Origin of the sequence: Streptomyces sp. NPDC002825, from assembly GCF_040295385.1 — a bacterium.
In the GTDB taxonomy this organism is placed as follows: domain Bacteria; phylum Actinomycetota; class Actinomycetes; order Streptomycetales; family Streptomycetaceae; genus Streptomyces.
This window is the reverse complement of record NZ_JBEOVH010000008.1, coordinates 37100-55719: the sequence shown is the minus strand read 5'-3', so window position 1 is coordinate 55719 and position 18620 is coordinate 37100. Positions and strand designations below refer to the sequence as shown.

Annotated in this window: 15 protein-coding genes; 5 read left to right on the top strand and 10 right to left on the bottom strand. The window is 70.9% G+C overall.

The window, feature by feature from the left end; genetic code table 11:
- Window positions 1-86: 86 nt before the first annotated feature.
- Entirely contained in the window at window positions 87-1769 is a 1683-nt protein-coding gene (locus ABT041_RS13275) for an ABC-F family ATP-binding cassette domain-containing protein (protein ID WP_351183379.1), read from the bottom strand.
- Window positions 1770-1847: 78 nt separating this feature from the next.
- Window positions 1848-3482 (bottom strand): ribosomal protection-like ABC-F family protein, encoded by a 1635-nt coding sequence (abc-f, locus tag ABT041_RS13270; protein ID WP_351183377.1) that lies wholly within the window; start codon window positions 3480-3482, stop codon window positions 1848-1850.
- A 662-nt stretch (window positions 3483-4144) separates the two neighbouring features.
- Between abc-f and ABT041_RS13265 the strand changes: the two genes are divergently transcribed.
- On the top strand, window positions 4145-5764 hold the full coding sequence (locus ABT041_RS13265; protein WP_351183375.1) for a tannase/feruloyl esterase family alpha/beta hydrolase: 1620 nt from the start codon (window positions 4145-4147) through the stop codon (window positions 5762-5764).
- A 231-nt stretch (window positions 5765-5995) separates the two neighbouring features.
- Here the strand turns inward: ABT041_RS13265 and ABT041_RS13260 are convergent, their stop codons facing one another.
- The 4 genes from ABT041_RS13260 to ABT041_RS13245 all read right to left on the bottom strand — a co-directional run bounded on the left by ABT041_RS13260 (window position 5996) and on the right by ABT041_RS13245 (window position 9175).
- Window positions 5996-6817 carry a LysR family transcriptional regulator gene (locus ABT041_RS13260; protein ID WP_351183373.1) on the bottom strand — a complete coding sequence of 274 codons (822 nt, stop codon included), beginning with the start codon at window positions 6815-6817 and terminating at the stop codon, window positions 5996-5998.
- A 211-nt stretch (window positions 6818-7028) separates the two neighbouring features.
- Window positions 7029-7475, bottom strand: a complete 447-nt coding sequence (locus ABT041_RS13255) for an SsgA family sporulation/cell division regulator (protein WP_351183371.1) — start codon at window positions 7473-7475, stop codon at window positions 7029-7031.
- A gap of 277 nt (window positions 7476-7752) precedes the next feature.
- Complete coding sequence (locus tag ABT041_RS13250; protein ID WP_351183369.1) at window positions 7753-8181, bottom strand: hypothetical protein; 429 nt, start codon at window positions 8179-8181, stop codon at window positions 7753-7755.
- Between the two features lie 142 nt (window positions 8182-8323).
- Window positions 8324-9175, bottom strand: coding sequence for an alpha/beta fold hydrolase (locus tag ABT041_RS13245; RefSeq protein WP_351183367.1), 852 nt, complete (start codon window positions 9173-9175; stop codon window positions 8324-8326).
- Between the two features lie 199 nt (window positions 9176-9374).
- Here ABT041_RS13245 and msrA point away from each other — a divergent pair, with 199 nt between their 5' ends.
- Window positions 9375-9893 carry a peptide-methionine (S)-S-oxide reductase MsrA gene (msrA, locus tag ABT041_RS13240; RefSeq protein ID WP_351183365.1) on the top strand — a complete coding sequence of 173 codons (519 nt, stop codon included), beginning with the start codon at window positions 9375-9377 and terminating at the stop codon, window positions 9891-9893.
- Window positions 9894-10046: 153 nt separating this feature from the next.
- On the opposite strand, the gene ABT041_RS13235 is transcribed toward msrA, so the two are convergent.
- Window positions 10047-11114: an alpha/beta fold hydrolase gene (locus tag ABT041_RS13235; protein WP_351183363.1), complete on the bottom strand. Its 1068-nt coding sequence runs from the start codon at window positions 11112-11114 to the stop codon at window positions 10047-10049.
- 219 nt (window positions 11115-11333) lie between these two features.
- Window positions 11334-11738, bottom strand: a complete 405-nt coding sequence (locus ABT041_RS13230; RefSeq protein WP_351183361.1) for an SsgA family sporulation/cell division regulator — start codon at window positions 11736-11738, stop codon at window positions 11334-11336.
- A 325-nt stretch (window positions 11739-12063) separates the two neighbouring features.
- Here ABT041_RS13230 and ABT041_RS13225 point away from each other — a divergent pair, with 325 nt between their 5' ends.
- A complete protein-coding gene (locus tag ABT041_RS13225) occupies window positions 12064-12918 on the top strand; it encodes an alpha/beta hydrolase (RefSeq protein ID WP_351183359.1) in 855 nt (284 codons plus the stop codon).
- Here the strand turns inward: ABT041_RS13225 and ABT041_RS13220 are convergent.
- On the bottom strand, window positions 12857-15607 hold the full coding sequence (locus tag ABT041_RS13220; protein ID WP_351183357.1) for an ATP-binding protein: 2751 nt from the start codon (window positions 15605-15607) through the stop codon (window positions 12857-12859). The two genes, ABT041_RS13225 and ABT041_RS13220, sit on opposite strands and share 62 nt — an antisense overlap.
- 475 nt (window positions 15608-16082) lie before the next feature.
- Here ABT041_RS13220 and ABT041_RS13215 point away from each other — a divergent pair, with 475 nt between their 5' ends.
- Together ABT041_RS13215 and ABT041_RS13210 are read left to right on the top strand one after the other, a co-directional pair.
- Window positions 16083-17003, top strand: coding sequence for a hypothetical protein (locus ABT041_RS13215; protein WP_351183355.1), 921 nt, complete (start codon window positions 16083-16085; stop codon window positions 17001-17003).
- Window positions 17004-17101: 98 nt separating this feature from the next.
- Window positions 17102-17503, top strand: a complete 402-nt coding sequence (locus tag ABT041_RS13210) for a hypothetical protein (protein WP_351183353.1) — start codon at window positions 17102-17104, stop codon at window positions 17501-17503.
- A gap of 124 nt (window positions 17504-17627) precedes the next feature.
- On the opposite strand, the gene ABT041_RS13205 is transcribed toward ABT041_RS13210, so the two are convergent.
- A complete protein-coding gene (locus ABT041_RS13205; RefSeq protein WP_351183351.1) occupies window positions 17628-18428 on the bottom strand; it encodes a GNAT family N-acetyltransferase in 801 nt (266 codons plus the stop codon).
- Between the last annotated feature and the right edge of the window lie 192 nt (window positions 18429-18620).

Below are 18620 nucleotides of genomic sequence, written 5' to 3'. Positions count from 1 at the left end.
TCTTGACAGGTGATTCAGCTGAAGCGCAAGGATGCGTCACCGGTCCGGCCGGTGCCGCTGATCGGGGGCGAGGCGGAGAGCCGCGCTCACCTCGCGGATGCCGGCATCTGGACCGGGTCGGGGCGGGCCGCCTCCCGTCGCCGGTCGTGTCCCGGTTCAAGCCGCACCTCGCGGCCCTGCCAGCGCCGCCGCAGCCAGCGGTCGTGGCTCGCGACCACGATCGCACCCGGACCTCCGCCCAGTGCCTCCTCCAGTTCGTCGCACAGGCGGGGGGAGAGGTGGTTGGTCGGCTCGTCGAGCAGCAGGAGGTGCGGTGGGCGGGCCACGAGCAGCGCCAGCGCGAGACGGCGCCGTTGCCCCACGGACAGCCGGCCGACCGGCTTGTCCAGGTCCGCTTCGTGCAGCAGGCCGAGCGAGACGAGCGGCACCCGCTCCGCCCGCGCCGAGCCCAGCGAAAGCTCGTAGGTGTCGCGGACCGTGCGCTCGGGCCGCTCGAAGCAGGTGTCCTGGGTGAGCAGTCCCACCGTCAGGCCGGGCCGCCTCCGTACCTCTCCCTCGGCCCCGAGTCGCCCGGCGAGCACGGTGAGCAGCGTCGACTTGCCCGCCCCGTTGCCGCCCGTGACCAGCAACCGGTCGTCCGCCGCCACCTCCAGGCCGTCCAGCGTGAGCCGCCCCGGCACCCGTACACCGCACAGGGCCACCAGCGGTTGTGGGTTCTCCTCCGCGCGCGCCGCCGGCTCCCCGGCGGCGAACCGCAGAGGGCGCGGCGGTTCGGCGACCCGCGTGCGCTCCAGCTCCTCGAGCCGCCGGGTGGCGTTGCGCACCCGGCGCGAGACCGAGTTCTGGACGCGTCCCGCCCGGTGGCCGTAGCCCATCTTCTCGTTGTCGGTGCGGCCGCGGTCGGGGGCGACCCGGTGCGCGGTCACGCCCGCCGTCCGGCGCAGCTCGTCCAGCTCCTGCTGCTCCTCGGCGTACCGCCGCTCCCAGCGTTCCCGCTCGGCGTTCTTCCGGGACAGGTAGGAGCTGTAGTCGCCGCCGTGGCGGACCGGCCCGTCCATCGCCGGGTCGAGGTCGATCAGGTCGGTGCAGACGGCGTCGAGGAACGCCCGGTCGTGGCTGGCCACCACCACGGCTCCGGGGAGGCCGCGGAGCTGCTCCTCCAGAAAGGCGGCGGCGCCGTCGTCGAGGTGGTTGCTCGGCTCGTCGAGGAGCAGCGCCGACGGCCGCCGTACGAGCAGCGCGGCCAGGGCCAGCCGGCCGCGCTGCCCGCCGGACAGCGACCCGAGCGGACGGTCGTGCCCGACCCCGCCGAGCCCCAGGCCGTCGAGGACCAGGGCGGCACGGCGGTCGGCGTCCCAGGACTCCCGGTCCTGGGCCTGCTCCAGGCGTCTGCCGTAGGCCTCCAGGAGTTGCCGATGGCCGGGGTCGCCCTCCGGGACCCGGGCGAGTTCCGCGCCGAGCCGGTCCAGCTCCGTGAGGTCCTCGCGGGCTTCGCGGAGCGCCTCGTCGAGTACCGAGGCGAGGGTCGAGCCCGCGTCGAACGGCAACTCCTGGTGGAGGAAGCCGAGGTCGCCGGGGCGCCTGACAGTCCCGGAGTCGGGTTCGTCGACGCCGGCGAGCACCCGCAGCAGGGTGGACTTGCCGACGCCGTTCTCTCCGATCAGGCCGATGCGGCGGCCGGGGGAGGCGGTCAGGGAGAGGCCGTCGAGGACTCGGCGGCCGCCGAGGTCGCGGACGAGCTCATGGGCGAGCAGAGCAGGCTGGGGCATGGGGGTCCGTCCGATGTGAGCGTGGTGGGCCCGCCGGGCGTCGGGCCTCGGGCGCGGGCCAGGTCGCACATCGACCGCTCACACCACGGGGGCTCCCGTCTCCTTGAGTGCCCCGTCCGCCAGCCGCAGCCAGCGGTCGACCCCGATCTCGGCGAGGAACCGCTCGTCGTGGCTGATCACCATGAAGGCGCCCTGGTACGAGTTGAGCGCGCTCTCCAGCTGGCCCGCGCTGACCAGATCGAGGTTGTTGGTCGGCTCGTCGAGCAGCAGCAGGTGGGGTGCCGGTTCGGCGCACAGTACGCAGGCCAGGGTCGCGCGCAGCCGTTCGCCGCCGGACAGCACCCCGACCGGCAGGTGCGCCCGCGGGCCCCGGAAGAGGAAGCGGGCGAGCAGGTTCATCCGTTCCGCGTCCGGACGCTCGGGGGCGAACGCGGCGAAGTTCTCCGCCACGGTGAGGTTCAGGTCGAGCAGGTCCAGGCGCTGGGACAGATAGGCGATCCGGCCGTCGCCGCGCTTGATATCCCCTCCGTCGGGGGTGAGTTCGCCGGTGATCAGGCGCATCAGGGTCGTCTTCCCGGCGCCGTTGGGACCGGTCAGCGCGATGCGCTCCGGGCCCCGGACGGTCAGGTCGATGCCGCCCGGGGCGAAGACGTCCCCGCCACCGAGTCGTACCTGCATTCCTTCGCCGAGGAACAGGTTGCGGCCGGCGGGCACCCGGGTGTCGGGGAGTTCCAGGCTGAGGCGCTGTTCCTCGCGCAGCGCGCGCCCGGCCTCGTCGAGGCGGGCCTTGGCCTCGCTCACCCGGGAGGCGTGCATCTGCCCGGCGCGGCCCGCGGATTCCTGCGCGCCCCGCTTCATGTTGCCCGCGAAGATACGGGGCAGGCCGGCGCTCTTCAGGTTCTTGGCGGCGTTGCTGGCGCGGCGGTCGGCGCGTTCACGGGCCTGCTGGAGCTCCCGCTTCTCTCGCTTGAGTTCCTGTTCGGCGTTGCGGACGTTCTTCTCGGCGACCTCCTGTTCGGCGCGGACGGCCTCTTCGTACTCGCTGAAGTTGCCCCCGTACAGGCGCAGTTCGTCGCTGCCGAGTTCGGCGATGCGGTCCATGCGGTCGAGCAGGGCGCGGTCGTGGCTGACCAGGAGCAGGCAGCCGTTGAAGTCCGACAGCACGTCGTAGAGCTTGTGCCGGGCCTGCAGGTCGAGGTTGTTGGTGGGCTCGTCCAGCAGCAGCACGTCGGGACGCCTGAGCAACTGGGCGGCGAGGCCGAGGGAGACGACCTGGCCGCCGCTGAGCGTGCTCAGACCGCGGTCCAGGGTGAGGTCGGCCAGGCCGAGGCGGTCGAGCTGGGCGCGGGTGCGCTCCTCGATGTCCCAGTCGTCGCCGATGGTGGTGAAGTGCCGCTCGTCGACGTCGCCGGACTCGACGGCGTCCAGGGCGCGGATCACCTGGGCGATGCCGAGCACCTCGGCGACGGTGAGGTTCGCGGTCAGGGGCAGGCTCTGCGGGAGGTGGCCGAGGGTGCCGTTGACCTGCACCGAGCCGGAGGCCGGCTTGAGTTCGCCGGCGATCAGCTTGAGCAGGGTGGACTTGCCGGAGCCGTTCGGGGCGACGAGGCCCGTACGGCCGGGGGTGACGCTGAAGGACAGGTCGTGGAAGACGGGGGTGTCGTCGGGCCAGGTGAAGGAGAGGTTCGAGCAGACGATGGCGGCGTCGGACATGGAGAGACCTCGGAGGTACTGAGGGCGGAGCATGGTTCTCTGCCCTGGGCAGACATGGGGAAAAGGGGTACGACGAAACGGACCACCTCGGCGGCGCTCCTCGGCGCCGGCCGGTGGCCGTCAGATCCGGATCTCACCCGGAGATGTCGTCGTCACCCACCACGTCTGCTGACTCCTCGATGAACGATCTATGTCACGCGCAGCCTAGCAGCCCGTCCTCGTCGTGGCGCGGCTTTCGACGTGTGTGGGTGTCGTGTCGCAGACGTTCACACGTGTCGATCGCTGCTGGGCCTGTTCTCGGCCCGGTTCCGCGAAGGCGGATCTGTACAGCCTGAACCGTTCCGCGGCGGGCGCCCACTCGCGCGGGCGGCCCTGCGCCGTCGAATGACCCAAGGCATCCCGCACTCGCTCGGGCGGAGGGTCGTGGAAGTGGACCGTCAACTGACGGTTCTGCCAGGCCTGACGAGCCCGCAGAGTAGTAACAGGACGGCGTCGCGACCGAAGGGAAGCACACTGCTTTCGTCACCGGTTTAACCGGTGATATGGTCCGGCTCAGTCTTCGGCGCGCCGTGAGTCTTCGTTCCAGACGCCGGCCCTGCGCCCCTCCATACACACGTGTCGCCCCTGCGACCGAGTACACACCTACTTCCTGGATGGAATCCATGAGACGACGACTTCTGATCGCCCTCGCGGCCGGTGTGCCGCTTGCCGCGGCCGTGTACCTGCCGACCGCTTCGGCGGGGGCCCAGGCCTCTGCTGCGTCCACGCCGCTCAACTGCAGCACCGTGCCGGTGAAGGCGCCGGAAGGCACCGAGGTGGAGTCCGTGACGGCGGTCCGCCAGGCCGGGGGCACCATCAAGGGCACCGGGATCCTCCAGGGCGAGGTCACCGGCGTTCCGGCCTTCTGCGAGGTGACCGTCACCCTCACCCACCCGGGCGACGGCGACCACGCCAAGGTGACGACCTGGCTGCCCGAGCAGGGCTGGAACGGCCGCTTCCAGGCCATCGGAGGTGCCGCCTACCGCGCGGGCGACAACGGCGTCGGACTCGGCACCGCGGTCAAGAACGGCTACGCCGCCACCACCACGGACGCGGGCGTGGGTGACGTCCTCGACACCGACTGGGCCCTGAACAGCGAGGGCCGGATCGACAAGGCGCTCCTGGAGAACTTCGCCTCCCGCTCCCAGCACGAGGCAGCCGTCGTCGGCAAGGACATCGTCGCCGCGACGTACGGCGAGCGCGCCTCGTACGCCTACTTCACCGGCTGCTCCACCGGCGGACGCCAGGGCTACATGGAAGCCCAGCGCCACCCCGACGACTACGACGGCATCCTCGCCGACGCCCCCGCGATCAGCTGGGACGAGTACGAGGTCGCCACGCTGTGGCCGCAGGTCGTCATGAACAACGAGAAGACCTACCCGACCGCTTGTGAGCTGGAGGCCTTCACCAAGGCCGCCGTCAAGGCCTGCGACCCGCTCGACGGAGTCGAGGACGGCCTGGTCGAGGACGCCTCCCGCTGCGACTTCGACCCGCGCCGGCTGATCGGCACCAAGGTGGTGTGCGAAGGCAGGGAACTGGTCATCACCTCCGCCGACGCGGCCGTGGTCCGCAAGATCTGGGACGGCCCGCGCACCGCGACCGGCAAGAAGCTGTGGCCCGGCGTCCCCGTCGGGGCGGACCTCAAGGGGCTGGCGGCCACCGTCCCCGGCACCGACGGCACCCGTCAGGGCGCGCCCTTCCCCGTGCCCGCCCACTGGGTCTCGAGCTGGGTGAAGAAGGACCCGTCCTTCGACGTCTCGACGATCACCTACAGCCAGTTCACCGAGCTGTTCGAACAGTCCCGGGCGGAGTACGACGACGTCATCGGCACGGACGACCCCGACCTGTCCGGCTTCCGCGCCTCCGGCGGCAAGCTGCTGACCTGGCACGGCGACGCCGACGAGTACATTCCGACCCAGGGCACCGTGAAGTACCGCAAGCAGGTCGAGCGGAAGATGGGCGGCGCCCGGCAGGTCGACGACTTCTACCGTCTCTTCATCGCCCCGGACACCAACCACTGCGGCCTGAACGGCCAGGACGGCGCCGCCGACGGCCTCGCCGCCCTGACCGCGTGGGTCGAGCACGGCAAGGCGCCCAGGACGCTGCCCGCCACGCTGATCAACGCCGACGGCGAGCGGATCGCACGCAACCTGTGCCGCTACCCGCAGGTGGCCCGCTACAAGGGCTACGGCGACCTGAACGCGGCCTCGAGCTTCCGGTGCGTGTCCCCGTCCCGGCACTGATGGCCCCGACGCGAACCCACTGACCACCCCTCACACCTTCGACCCGCACCCCTCAGGGGCGCGGGTCGAACCATTTCAGGGCCGACCCGGGGCGACCCTCCGGGGACAGCAGTCTCGGGCCATGACGGGATCTTGGTACGTCGTCCTCGAAGAGGAGACAAAGGACCACGCGAGCATCGACGGGCACGGCTACGACCTGTACCGCTGGCACCTGGCGCGGACCACGGAGGTTCAGGGCACCCGGGCCGCGGCCGAGGCGGCCGCGCGCGCTCGCCGGCAGCCATGTCCCCGAGCACATCGCCCGGCTCCTCTCCGTCGCGGAGTCAGGGGGATGGGGCCGAGCCCGGCGGCCGTGCGGGCGAGGGCGTGCAGCGCCGGGTCCTCGTTGGCGGAGTGCCAGGTGAGGGCGAACCGCAGGACGGGGGCGTCGTGGACCGGGAGGAAGACGATCCCCGGCGGCCGGTTGTAGCGGGCTGCGATCTCGCCCAGCGGGTGGACGCAGCGCCCGGCGGCGAAGGTCCGTGCCAGCGGCCCGCGCGGGACCCGGCGGCCCAGCGGCGTTGCGCAGCGGCACCAGGACGTCGACCCAGTAGTCGGGTGCGTCGGGGCCGAGGTCGGCGAATTGGTTGTCGGCGAGGTCCTCCAGCGAGGCATGGCCGCGCTCGGCGAGCGGGTGGCCGGCGGCGACCGCCAGGACCCGTCCGGTGGTGAGGACGGTGGGGCCGACGATGACGTCGGGTTCGGCGACCGGCAGCCACAGCACGTTGGCTCGTGGTAGCCGTTGCGCAGCGCGTTGAACGGGTCGCACCCGTTGACCTCGCCGAACGCGATGTCGCTGCCCGGGTGATGGGCGCTCAACGCCTCGACCAGCGGCCGCAGTTCGTGCCCGGCGTGGCCGAACACGCCCACCCGCAGGGTCCGTCCCGGGCCCGGAGCGGCCGCCCTGGCCCGGGCCAGGGCGGCGTGCAGCAGGTCGACGGCCTGCTGGAGGTCCTCGCGACGGCGCCGTCCGACCGGCGTCAGCGCGACCCGGTGCCCGACCGGCACCTTCACCGACCGCCACGGGCCGGTCCCGTGGTGAAGCCTTGCCCTGGGGTCCGTCCGCCGGATCTGGTGACTCTTCTGCCGGTTTCACCACCGGCAGCGGCTTCCGGCCCCTGCTCGGCCGCGAGGTGGATCTTGCTGGTCAGGCTGCCCCGGGAACGTCCGAGTCCGTGGTTCGGCGAGGGTGAGTCGCGTCCGTTCGGACGGGACACCGGGTCGGTCATCCGGCCGGCGTACCCGGCCCGTCGAGCAGGTCCCTGAGGAAGGCGTCCCAGTTCAGGCCGTCCATCTCCGTCTCGGCTGCGACGATCCGGTACGTGGCGTCCAGCCACTCCGTCAGCGGCGCGGCGGGCACCTCGAACAGCGCCTCCACCTCCTCGGACTCCAGGAGCAGCCACGACGAGGGCCGCTCCCGGTCCAGAGTCGGCCACATGCGCACGTCGCCCTCGCCGCTCATGGACGCCACGCCCCGGTAGAGGAGTTCACGGCCGATGTGCCAGACGAGACCGGGACCGCGTTCCGCCATGAACTCGACCGTGATCACCGCTGCCATCTCCGGGTCGAAGTGAAACCTCGCCCGCATCGGAAGCCGGGTGAACTCGTCGAGCAACTGGTCGATTTCCAGGCGGAGCGGCGGCAGGAGCCCGGGCGTGGCAGGCGCTCGCAAGGGTGACTGGTCACGGTGCATGACAGGGGATTCCCTCCGTGGGACGGGGACTGTGTCTCCCACTCTGCGCCGGGCGCCGCATCCGTACATCGGTCAGTTGACGGTCAAAGGGGCGGCTGACGGTGGGCAGTTGACGCCCTTGGGCTGTGTCGTACCGAGGGCGGAGGGCGTGCCGTCAGTCAATGTGCTGTCCATCCGTCAGCCGTATCGTCCCACCTCGGCGAAGAGGCCGACGGCTCGCGCCGTCGGCCTCTCGGGTGACTCGATCCGCGGGAGGTCACCTCGCCTTGAGGGGACCGGCGAAGGACTTGCGCAGCGAGGATGGGGCGACGAGGGGAAGGAGGGCGGCGAGCACCTTGCCCCGGGTGGTGGTGGGCTTTCGGGTCAGTTCGATGTCGACTCGGGTGCCGTCGGCGTGGGGTGTGGTCCTGAAGACCCAGCCTCCGCCGGCTCCGAAGAGCTTGGAGTCGAGGGTGGTGATGGTGACGGTGTCGCCGTCGGGCTCCCATTGGTAGCGGGCCCGTTCCCATGCGGCTGCGGTGCCTTCGGTGACCTCGGCCCAGGTGTCGCCGAGCTCGTGGACCTGGAAGTGGTCGGCGTCGATGGTGGGCCAGGCGTCGGCGCGGGAAGGGCTGAAGTCGGTCAGCACGGCCAGGACGTCCTTCGGGCTGAGCGTGGAGACGAGGTGGAGACGTACGACTGTCATGGGCTTTCCTCGCTGAGAAGTGACCATTCTGACCGGTGTCGCTGGATCCTCGTACGGAGCGCATCGGCGTCGGATGCGTCGGCGAGGTGTCCGGGGCGGCGGGGTCCGGTCCGGAGGGCGTCCCGCCGCCCCCGGGCGGGCGTCAGCGGACGGTGGCGCGGGCCGCCCGCTCGATGACGTCCGCGACCAGGCCGGGGTGGGAGACGGCCACCGAGTGCGAGGCGGCGACCTCCGTGGTGCGGGCGTGGGCGCGCTCGGCCATGAAGCGCTGCACGGACGCCGGGATGTTGAGGTCCTGGGTGGTGACGATGTCCCACGTGGGCTTCGTCTTCCAGGCGGCCGTGGTGGCCTGCTCCCCGAGGGCGGCCTGGGCGATCGGGCGCTGCGCGGCGGCCATCAGGGAGGCCTGCTGTGCGGGGACGTCGGCGGCGAACTGCTGGCGGAACTTGTCCTGCTGGATGTACAGGTCGGTGGCGGTGGAGCCGTCGGCCTGCTGGTAGGTCACCGGATCGAGGGCGCCGGGGAGAGTGGAACCCGGGAACTTGTTGGTGAGTTCGAGGGCGCTCTCGCCGGGGGCGGGGAGGAACGCGGCGACGTAGACGAGGGCCTTGACCTCGGGGTCGTCGGTGGCGGCCTGGCTGATCACGTTGCCGCCGTAGGAGTGTCCGACGAGGATCTTGGGGCCCTTCACATGGTCGAGGACCGTGCGCAGGGCGGCGGCGTCGGACGCGGGTCCGCGCAGCGGGTTGGCTGCGGCGATGACGGGGTAGCCGTCGGCGCGCAGTTTCTCGATGACGCCGTTCCAGCTGGAGCCGTCGGCGAAGGCGCCGTGCTCCAGGACGACCGTCGGCTTGGTGTGCCTTTCGGCGTCGGCGGTCCCGGCCGCACCGTTGGCGGTTCCGGCGAGGGTGAACGCGCCCAGCGCGAGCCCCGCCGTGAGCGACGCGGCCACACCGGTCACCAGACGCCTGCGTCCACTCTTGATGCTCACCACGGCATGTCCCTTTCAGGTGTTTCGACAACGGGGGCGGATCGGACTTGGCGATCTGCGTCACCGTTCTAACCGGTGACGCAATCTGTCAGGCCTGCTCGTCACCTGTCAAGAGGGTGACTATGATGGGGGTGTTCCGGTCGCACGTGCGAGGCGCGCCGGCACCTTTGGACACGCACACACGCATGGAAAGGTGAGTGGCATGAGTGACGTCTCGGAGGAGAGGGCCCTGCTGGCAGGCGGGTGCTTCTGGGGCATGGAGGAGCTGATCCGCTCGCTTCCCGGAGTGGTGCGCACCCGGGTGGGTTACACCGGCGACGACGACAAGCCCCGTCCCACCTACCGCGACCACGGGCGGCACGCGGAGTCGATCGAGATCGCTTTCGACCCGTCGGTCACCGACTACCGCACGATCCTGGAGTACTTCTTCCAGATCCACGACCCCACCACGAGGAATCGCCAGGGCAACGACGTGGGTCTCAGCTATCGCTCGGCCATCTACTACACCGACGACGAGCAGCGGCGCGTCGCTCAGGAGACCATCGCCGACGTCGAGGCATCCGGACTGTGGCCGGGGCCCGTCGTGACGGAGGTCGAGCCGGTCGGTCCGTTCTGGGAGGCCGAGCCGGAGCACCAGAACTACCTCCAGCGCTACCCGGACGGCTACACCTGCCACTTCCCGCGCCCGAACTGGCGCCTGCCGAGGCGCGAAGCGTCCTGAACGCCCGTGCGGTCGGGAGAAGCAGCACGCTCCTCCCGACCGCACGGCTCCGGGCTCGCCCACCGGGCAGTCGCCCAGGGAGCCGTCCGGGCAGCCACCCGGGCAGTCACCCCCGGAGCCGGACGGGACCGAGGCGGACGCCCGTCGCGGGGCTCAGAAGTGATCCGCTTCGACGACGGCCTGGGCGAAGGTGCCGGGTGCCTCCTGCGGCAGGTTGTGGCCGATGTCCGGGACGGTGTGGTGCGCGTAGGGACCGGTGAAATGCTCGCGATAGCCCGAGCCGTCACCGGGCGGGGTGAAGGGGTCCAGGGCGGCGTCGAGCGTGACCGTGGGGACGTGGATGGGGGGCTGGGCGGCCAGCTGCTTCTCGTAGCGGTCGTAACGGGCCTCGCCGTCGACCAGACCGATGCGCCAGCGGTAGTTGAACAGGACGACGGCGGCGTAGTCGGGGTTCTTGAAGGCCTCGGCGGTGCGCGCGTACGTGGTGTCGTCGAAGTTCCAGTGGGGGGAGACGAGCGTCCACACGAACCGGCACAGCGCGATGCGCTCCTCCTCGTTCTCCATCGCCTTCTTGCCGCGGTCGGTGGCGAAGTACCACTGGTACCACCAGTTGTGCTCGACGGCGGCTGCGGCCGGCTCCAGCTGCGCCTTGCGGTTGGTGATGAGGTAGCCGCTGGTGGAGACAAGGGCCTTGACGCGCTCGGGCCACAGCGCGGCGATGATGTCCGCGGTCCGCGAGCCCCAGTCGAAGCCGGCCAGGACGGCCTTGTCGATCTTCAGGGCGTCCATCAGGGCGATGATGTCGAGCGCGATGGCGGACTGCTCGGCCGTGCGGGGAGTACGAGCCGACAGGAAGCGGGTGCTGCCGTGGCCGCGCAGATACGGAACGATGACGCGGTACCCCAGGTCGGCGAGGAGCGGGGCGACGTCGACGAAGCTGTGGATGTCGTACGGCCAGCCGTGCAGGCAGAGCACGACCGGGCCGTGCGCGGGGCCGGCCTCGGCGTAACCGATGTCGAGGACACCGGCCTTGACCTGCTTGTACCTCTGGAATTCGGTGTGCGTGCCGGGGGTGATGCCCGGCACCGTGGGGACCTGCGGGCCGCCCTGCCCGTGCGGGGCGGTCGCGGCGAACGCGTCGGTGTGCAGGCCGGTCAGCGAGACCGCCGCCGCGCCGGTGCCCAGGCCGACGGCCTTGTTGAAGATACGCCTGTTGATCATGTGGATTCCTCCGTGGTGCGTTTACGGTGACCGGCTGTCGACCGGAACCACTCTGGCGCGCGTCCGAAGCAGGCACATCCGTCAGATGACGGCGCGACACCGCCCGGTCCATCAGGGAGCCGTTGATCGACAGGTCAGTCCTCCCCTGCCCGCCGCGTGGCGGCTGTCGGCGCGGCGCACTCGGTCGCCGCGCCGTCGGCGGGATCCCCCCGCCGGGGGTCACTCGGACTGTGCCTCGGGGCTCCGCAGCAGGTCCTCGGAGGTGACGTCCCAGTCGATCGTGGCGAGCTCGCGGCCGGCGGGAACGAGCTCGTACGTGCGCTCCAGCCACTCCGCGAGCGGGCGTACGGGTATCTCGAACAGGGCCGCCGTGTCTCTGGCGGTCAGCTGAAGCCATGCGGTGGCCGGCTCGCCGGACTGCGACGGCCACATCCGCACGTCACCGAAGCCGCTCGCACGGCGCAGTCCCTGCCGAAGGAGGTCGCGGCCGATCCGCCACAGCACACGTGTGCCGCCCGGGACGAGGAACTCCACGGAAACGGCCAGGGGCGCCTCCTGTGAGAACCGGAACTCGGCCCTGAGGGCCTGTCGGGCGGAGAGGCTCAACACACGCTCGATGTCCAAGCTCAGCTCGAGGCGTCCCTCCGGCACCGCTCGCCGGACCTGTGCACCTGGTCGGTCACCGCTCATGATGTGTGGATCTCTCTCTGCGACGGGGATGACCAGGCCTACTCTCGGGCGAGCCGGAGCGCCGTGCGTAAGTCATGTGACCGCCGACTTCGGCCGAGTCCGACGGCGAAGGGCGGCATGGGACTCCTGCCGACCGGAACGCTTCCCCTGTCCACGCATTAAGTCATTCGACTGTCGCCTCCGATGGGCGCCTGAACGATCCTGAAACTGTCGTCGGCGCGCCAGCGCCGGCTGATCGTCATGCTCGGAGGGGCCATCCGTGAACCACACTCCCGACGTCGTCTTCATCCATGGCACCTGGCTGCACACGCTCTCCTGGGAGCCATGGGCGGAGCGCTTCGACGGCCGGGGGTTCCTCACCTCCACACCTGCTTGGCCCGGGGAGGTCGCCTCCGGTGAGACACGTATGCCGTCCGAGACGTTCGCAGGTATCGGCCTGGACGCGCTGACGGCCCACTACGCGGACATCGTGCGGTCGTTCGAGACCGAGCCCGTGGTCGTCGGCCACTCGGTCGGCGGCCTCATCGCGCAGCAGCTCCTCGCAGCCGACATCGGCCGGGCCGCGGTGGCCATCGCACCGGTCCCGATCAACGGCATCCCGCTGCCCCCCTCCTCGGCGCGGTTGTGGACCCCCGACCAGACCGCCGCCGACCCGTTGGTGACCCTGTCTCCGCAGCGGTTCCACCGCGACTTCGCGAACACGGTCGCGGCGGAGGAGTCGTACCGGCTCTTCGAGCGCCATGTCACGCCGGCACCCCGCCGCCTTGTCGGAGAGATCGGGGCCGGGGGCGGGGCGGGCAGTGCCGTGGTGCACGTCGGCAACGCGCACCGCGGCCCGCTGCTGCTGATATCCGGGCAGGAGGACCGACTGGTGCCCGACTCCGTCACGCGTGCGGTCTACAAGAAGTACGGCGACTCGACGGCCGTGACCGACCTGAAGCAGTTCGCGGACCGCGGCCACTCCCTGGTCGTCGACAACGGATGGAGATTCGTCGCCGACTACGTGCTCGGCTGGCTGGAGCGACACGGCCTCCGCGCCCACCCCTGCGACGTCACATGTTCTGGCCGTCGGGCAGCTTGCCCAGCGCGTCGCGGAGGGCGGCGCGCGCGGTGATGCCGAGCTTGGGGAACACGCGGTACAGGTGTGAGCTGACCGTACGGGGCGACAGGTGCATGCGTGCGCCGATCTCCTTGTTGGTGAGGCCACTGGCAGCGAGGTCGGCGATCCGGCGCTCCTGCCAGGTCAGCGGGGTGAGGAGGGCCGAGGATGCGACGGTGGCGGTGCCGGTGGCGCGGAGCTCGGCCCGGGCCCGCTCCGTCCAGGTCGTCGCCCCGAGCCGTTCGAAGGTCTCCGCCGCCAGGGTGAGGGGGCGTCGCGCCGCTCTGCGCCCCTGGGTGTGGCGATGGCGTATGCCGCGGGCGAGTCGGATGCGGGCGAGTTCGAAGGGGAAGACGGCACCGGCGGGATGGGATTCGGCGCGGTCGTACAGGGCGTCGGCCTCGCCGGCGTCGGTGGTGGTCATGGCGAGGGCGCCGTACGTGATGAGCGCCAGGCGGGGGGAGATGTCGGGGAGGCCCGCTTCCTGGGCGGCGAGGGCGTGTCTGCGGGCCTGCTCGGCGCGGCCGGTGTGGAGGGCCGCTTCCACGAGATCGAGGAGGGTTCGGGAGGCCTGGTGGGCGTAGGGGGAGAAGGAGCCGGGGGAGGTGAGTCCGATGGCATGGAGGTAGGCGGCTTCGTAGTCGCCTTCGGCGAGCGCGGCGGCGGTGCCGATGGCGTCGGCGATCTGCGTGAGGAATCCGACGCCGCGAGGACGGGCCCAGGCGTCGACGACGGCCTGCAGTTCCCGGGCCTCGTCGACCCGGCCGCGCAGAGCGGCCAGCAAACCCACATACGCATGCGTGTGGTGGACGAGGAGACCGTGCCCGTGGGCCGTCGTGAGTTCCAGGCACTGCCGGCCGGTCAGCTCGGCCTCGTCCCATTCGCCGACCGCGATCTGGTCGAGCATGATCAGGTGCAGCATGGTCATGACGTCGGCCACCGCCCCCGTTTCCAGCTCGCGGTCCGCGGCGCGCTGCAGCAGCGGCCGGTACTGGCTGAGGGTGTCGACGTGATAGGACGCGGCACCGAGCCGCGTGATGTCCCACGGTTCCAGGTGGAGGCCGGCGTAGGCGCGCTCCACGCGCTCCCGCAGGCCGGCGCCGCGTCGCACGACGTCGCCCCAGGCGTCCTGGTAGATGCGTGAGTACGGGTGCACGAGATCGCCCAGTGAGTCGAGCAGCTCGTGGGTCCGTTCCCACCAGGCCTCGTCACTCGCGTACTGGTTGATGGCGAGCAGCAGGTCGACCAGGCGGGTGAGCACCTCGTCCGGTTCCCGCGGCCCGCTGTCGCGCATGCTCTCGATCGCGGCGAAGACCTGCCGCTGCGCGGACCGGATGTCCCCGCCCTCGAAGAACGCGACGTAGCCCGACGCGACCACCGAGTCGGGGGAGGCGTCGGTACCGGAGCGGAGCAACTGCTGCGCGTGCTCCAGCATGCCGGAGTGCCCGGCGATGTACGCCGCGCTGCCCAGCCTCCTCGACCTCTCCTCGTGGCTCTCGCTCAGCTCGGCGGCGCGGGTCAGCCAGGTGATGGCGGCCCGTGCGCCGCCCCGCCGGGTCGCGGAGTCCGCCGCCGCCTCCAGGACGGCCGCCACCTCCTCGTCCGGATCGACCGTCGCGGCCGCCAGATGCGTGGCCCGCCGCTCGATGTCGTCGCGGTGCACCCGGGCGAGGGCCGCGTGAGCGGCACGCCGTTCGTTGGGCGTCGCCATCTGGACCACGGTCGAACGCACCAGCGGATGCCGGAAGACGAAGTCGCCGCTCAGCGCGTCGATCTCCAGCAGCCCGGCCGTCACCGCCTGGTGGGCATCCGTCATCCGGTAGCGGGCGCTGCCCGTGGGGCCGGTCGCCGCACCGGCGCCGACGCCGTCCAGGGCGCCGTGCAGCAGCGCCGCGCGGACATCCTGGCCGAGGGCTTCGATCCGGGCCCCGTACACCTGCTGGAGACGTTGGGGCAGCGGGATGCCGGTGTACCCGAAAAGGGCCTCGGGCGTGTGCCCCGTCCGGCTGCCCCGCACGTACGGCGGGAGCTCGAGCAGGGCCAGCGGGTTGCCTTGAGCCTCGTCCAGAACCAGACGGCGGATCCGGGAGTCCAGCTCCGGGTGGTGGGTGTCGAGGAGTTGCTCCGACGCCCTGCCCGACAGTGTGGGCACCGCGAGTTCCGGAAGCGCGGCGGTGTCGAAGCCCGACGGCACGCCGGCACGCAGGCCGACGACCAGCTTCACCGAGCTGCCGGTGAGCCGGCGCCCCACGAATCCGCACACCTCGGTGCTGGAGGTGTCGAACCACTGTCCGTCGTCGAGTACCAGCAGCAGCGGTTTCCGCGACGCCGCGAGGGAGAGGAGGTCGAGGACGGCGATGCCCAGGGTCATGACCGAAGGAGGCGAGTTCTCGCCCCTGCCGAAGACGACGTCGAACACCTTCCGGTGGTTGCCGTCGAGCAGGTCGATGGAGGAGAGCAGCGGGTACAGGAACTGGTGCAGGCCGGCGAACGGCAGCTCCGACTCGGCCTCGACCCCGGCCGCCCGGATCACCCGGTGCTCCCCGCCCTCGGCGAGGCCGGCGACGTGGTCGAGCAGGGCGCTCTTGCCCACACCGGCCTCGCCGCGCAGGACGAGGGCGCGCCCTCCGGTGGCTGCCACGAACTCGGACAGCACCGACTGCTCGCGTTCGCGGCCGATCATCACCCCGTCGATCGACTTCATCGTCCACCACTTCCTTCCCCGTTGAACCGGCCCGGATCCGTGCCACGCGGTTCGCGCGCACGGATCCGGGCCAGGCGGGGCAACACTAGATCTCCCCACGGAACCCCGTCACCTGGTGGCCGAAAGTGGTCTTGGCGTACGGCTGCCTCTGGGGCGGACGAGCAGGTGCGCGGCGCGCGGTCGGACGCGCGAGCGAACACGTTCGGACATGTGTGTCCTGGCGACGGCAGATACGTGTGCACACGTTGTATGGTGACCCCGTCACACTCGCTGAAAGGCAGAATCCATGAGGACGTCCGCCCGCGGTGCCCTCGGCTCGTCGAGTCGGCGCGCTTCTCCGTACGCGGCAGTGCTCGCCCCACTGGCCTGCATGGTCTTCGCGGCCGGTTGCTCCTCCTCGTCGCCGACCGGACCGAGCCCCCACTCGGTGGGCCAGGTCCTCCGAACCCTGCTACCGCAGGAAGGGGACGCAGCCGTGCACGACGCCGAGGCCAGGGCGAACGATCCGCTCGCTCCGGCGACCCTCATCTACACGGACGCCGACGGAATCGGCCAGGTGTCGGCGTCGGTGGGACGTGTCCCGTTACCCCTGCCCCCGCAACTGTCCCCATGCCCGGATCTCTCCGAACACCCCTTCAGCCGCTGCACCCTCACGCACCTCGACGACGGTGCCACGCTCATCTTCGACGAGTCCCCGGCCGACGAGACCAGGCCGTCCGTCGGCCGACGACTGACGGCGGTACGCACCGACCGGAACGGAGGAATGGTCGCCGTCTCGGCGTCCAACACACGGGACAACAGGAACTCCTCTCCCAGCCGGCCGACTCCACCCTTGAACGCGCGCCAGCTCACCGACATCGCGGTGTCGACGGCATGGAAGCCCGTCCTGGCCGCCGTCCCCGCTCCTCCCCGTGGCTCGGTGTCGCCGCCGTCCTTCCAGTCCCTCCCCGCGGCGAAGGTCACGGAGGTCATCACTCAGAACCTGCCCGGCCACCTGAGGACGGCGGACAGAGGCGGAACCCCGGGCTACGGGCACCTGACGGTGGACGACGGGCGAGGCAAATGCCTCGTCGCGGTCACGGTGCAGCAATGGGAACCGGATGACGAGGCGCTGACGCGCGTCTTCCGCGGGGCGACCAGGCGAGCGGACGGCGTCCGCGTGAAGGTCACGAGGAGCCACCCGGAAAAGGGAGGGGAGGGGGCGGTCCTGTGGTCGGTGGACATCTGGCACCCCGACGGGCTGCGCGTCGCCGTCAACGAACTCAACGCGAAGGCCTACCGGCTCCCCGGAACCCGCAGCGAACCCGCGCTGGGAATCGACGAACTCAAGACGATCGCGCTGTCCGATGCGTGGCGCACCGCCCTCGCGGGCGCTCACCGCCCCGGCCGGTCGTGACATACGGGTACCGGACGAGCTCCCGAAGGGCGAAGTTGCCCCTCCCGGAGCAGCCTTGACGTTCCACCAGGAAATCCATCAACTCGAAGGACAGGTTCATGCGCGTACTCAAGAAGCCGAAGGCTCTGTCGGCCCTCGGCGTGGTTGCCTCCACCGCGAGCCTCGCCACCCTGATGCTGGCGACCCCCGCCTCGGCCGCGACGACCGTCGCGAACGGGACTCAGCTCTGCGTCAACAACTACCTCAACACGTGCCACTACTGGACGACGGACAACGACCCGTACGTTCCCGACATGGGGAAGGACATCAACTCGAGCTCCGGGACGGCGGCGCTCCAGGACCGGATCTCCTCGATCTCCATCCAGAACGCCAAGACGCTCTACACGTGGAACGACAACAACTTCCAGGGCATTCAGGGCGTCTTCCAGAACAACTACACCTGGAACGTCCTCAACTACCCCTACAACGACTCGATCTCCTCGGTCCGAACCTGGGGTTAGCACGTAAGGGCCTCTGACGTCGGCCCACGTGACCGGATCGCGGTCGCGTGGGCCGACGTCGCGTGACCCGGCCGCGCCGGCCGGAGCGGCGATCTCCGCACGCGGCGACCGAGGGCCGCCGCGATCAGCTCTTCAGGCCGAAGAATCGCATGGGCGAGTTCGGCTTGAACCCGATACGCGGGTACACCGGGGCCCCGGCGACCGTCGCGTGCAGGGTGGCGCGGGTGAGGCCTGTGGCCCGCCCGCCCTCGTACAAGGCCTTCCGCGTCACCGCCTCGCCGTAGCCCCTCCGCTCCCACTCCGGATGGGTGGCGACGAGCGCCACGAACAGACGGCCGTCCGCCGCCACCGTCCCGGCGCACGTGACCGGAACGTCGCCCCGCATCCCCAGGTAGGCGTGCACCCCCTCCTTCCACAGCTTCGAGCCTTCGAGCCCGTCCCGGCCGTCCTCCAACGGGAAGCCGTAGGCGAGCGAGTTGAGGTCCGCGTAGGCGCGCAGCTGCTCGTCGGTGGTCACCCGGACGAAGGTCAGGTCCGGGTGGGACGGCTCGGGAACGGGAAGCAGATCCCCCGCCATGCCGGTGCCCGGAAAGGCGTGCTGGAGCCCAGCCCGTTCGGCCGCGGCCTCCAGCACGTCCCGAGCGCCCTCGTCGAGAAGGTCCTCGAACAGCCACAGGAAGCCGGGCCGCTCCTTGGAACGCATGATCTCCGCCGCCTCGTGCAGACGCCGCTCCAGCAGCTCCGCGTCGGCGCCGACCTCGGTCAGCGTCAGACAGTTCCAGAAGGCGAACCGGCAGTCGGCCCAGCGAACGGCGATCCCCGGAAGATCACGGACATCCGCCTCCGGATCCCGGTCGAGCACCATGGCCCGCCACGCCACGGCCAGCTGTTCCATCGATTCGGTCGACTCGGCGAGATTCGTCACCAGAAACCCCCTTTTTTGTACGGTCATGGAAAGTCGCTCGACCGGTACAACGACGAGGCCCACCCTCTGGTTCACGGAACTCCTTCCGGAGTGGGGCTCGGTAGAAGGTCAGCACCACGGGTCCGTCGGAGAGCAGTTCGGTCAGGTCGACGGTGCGGCCGGTGGCCGAAGGCAGGGTGAACGACGGCGCCG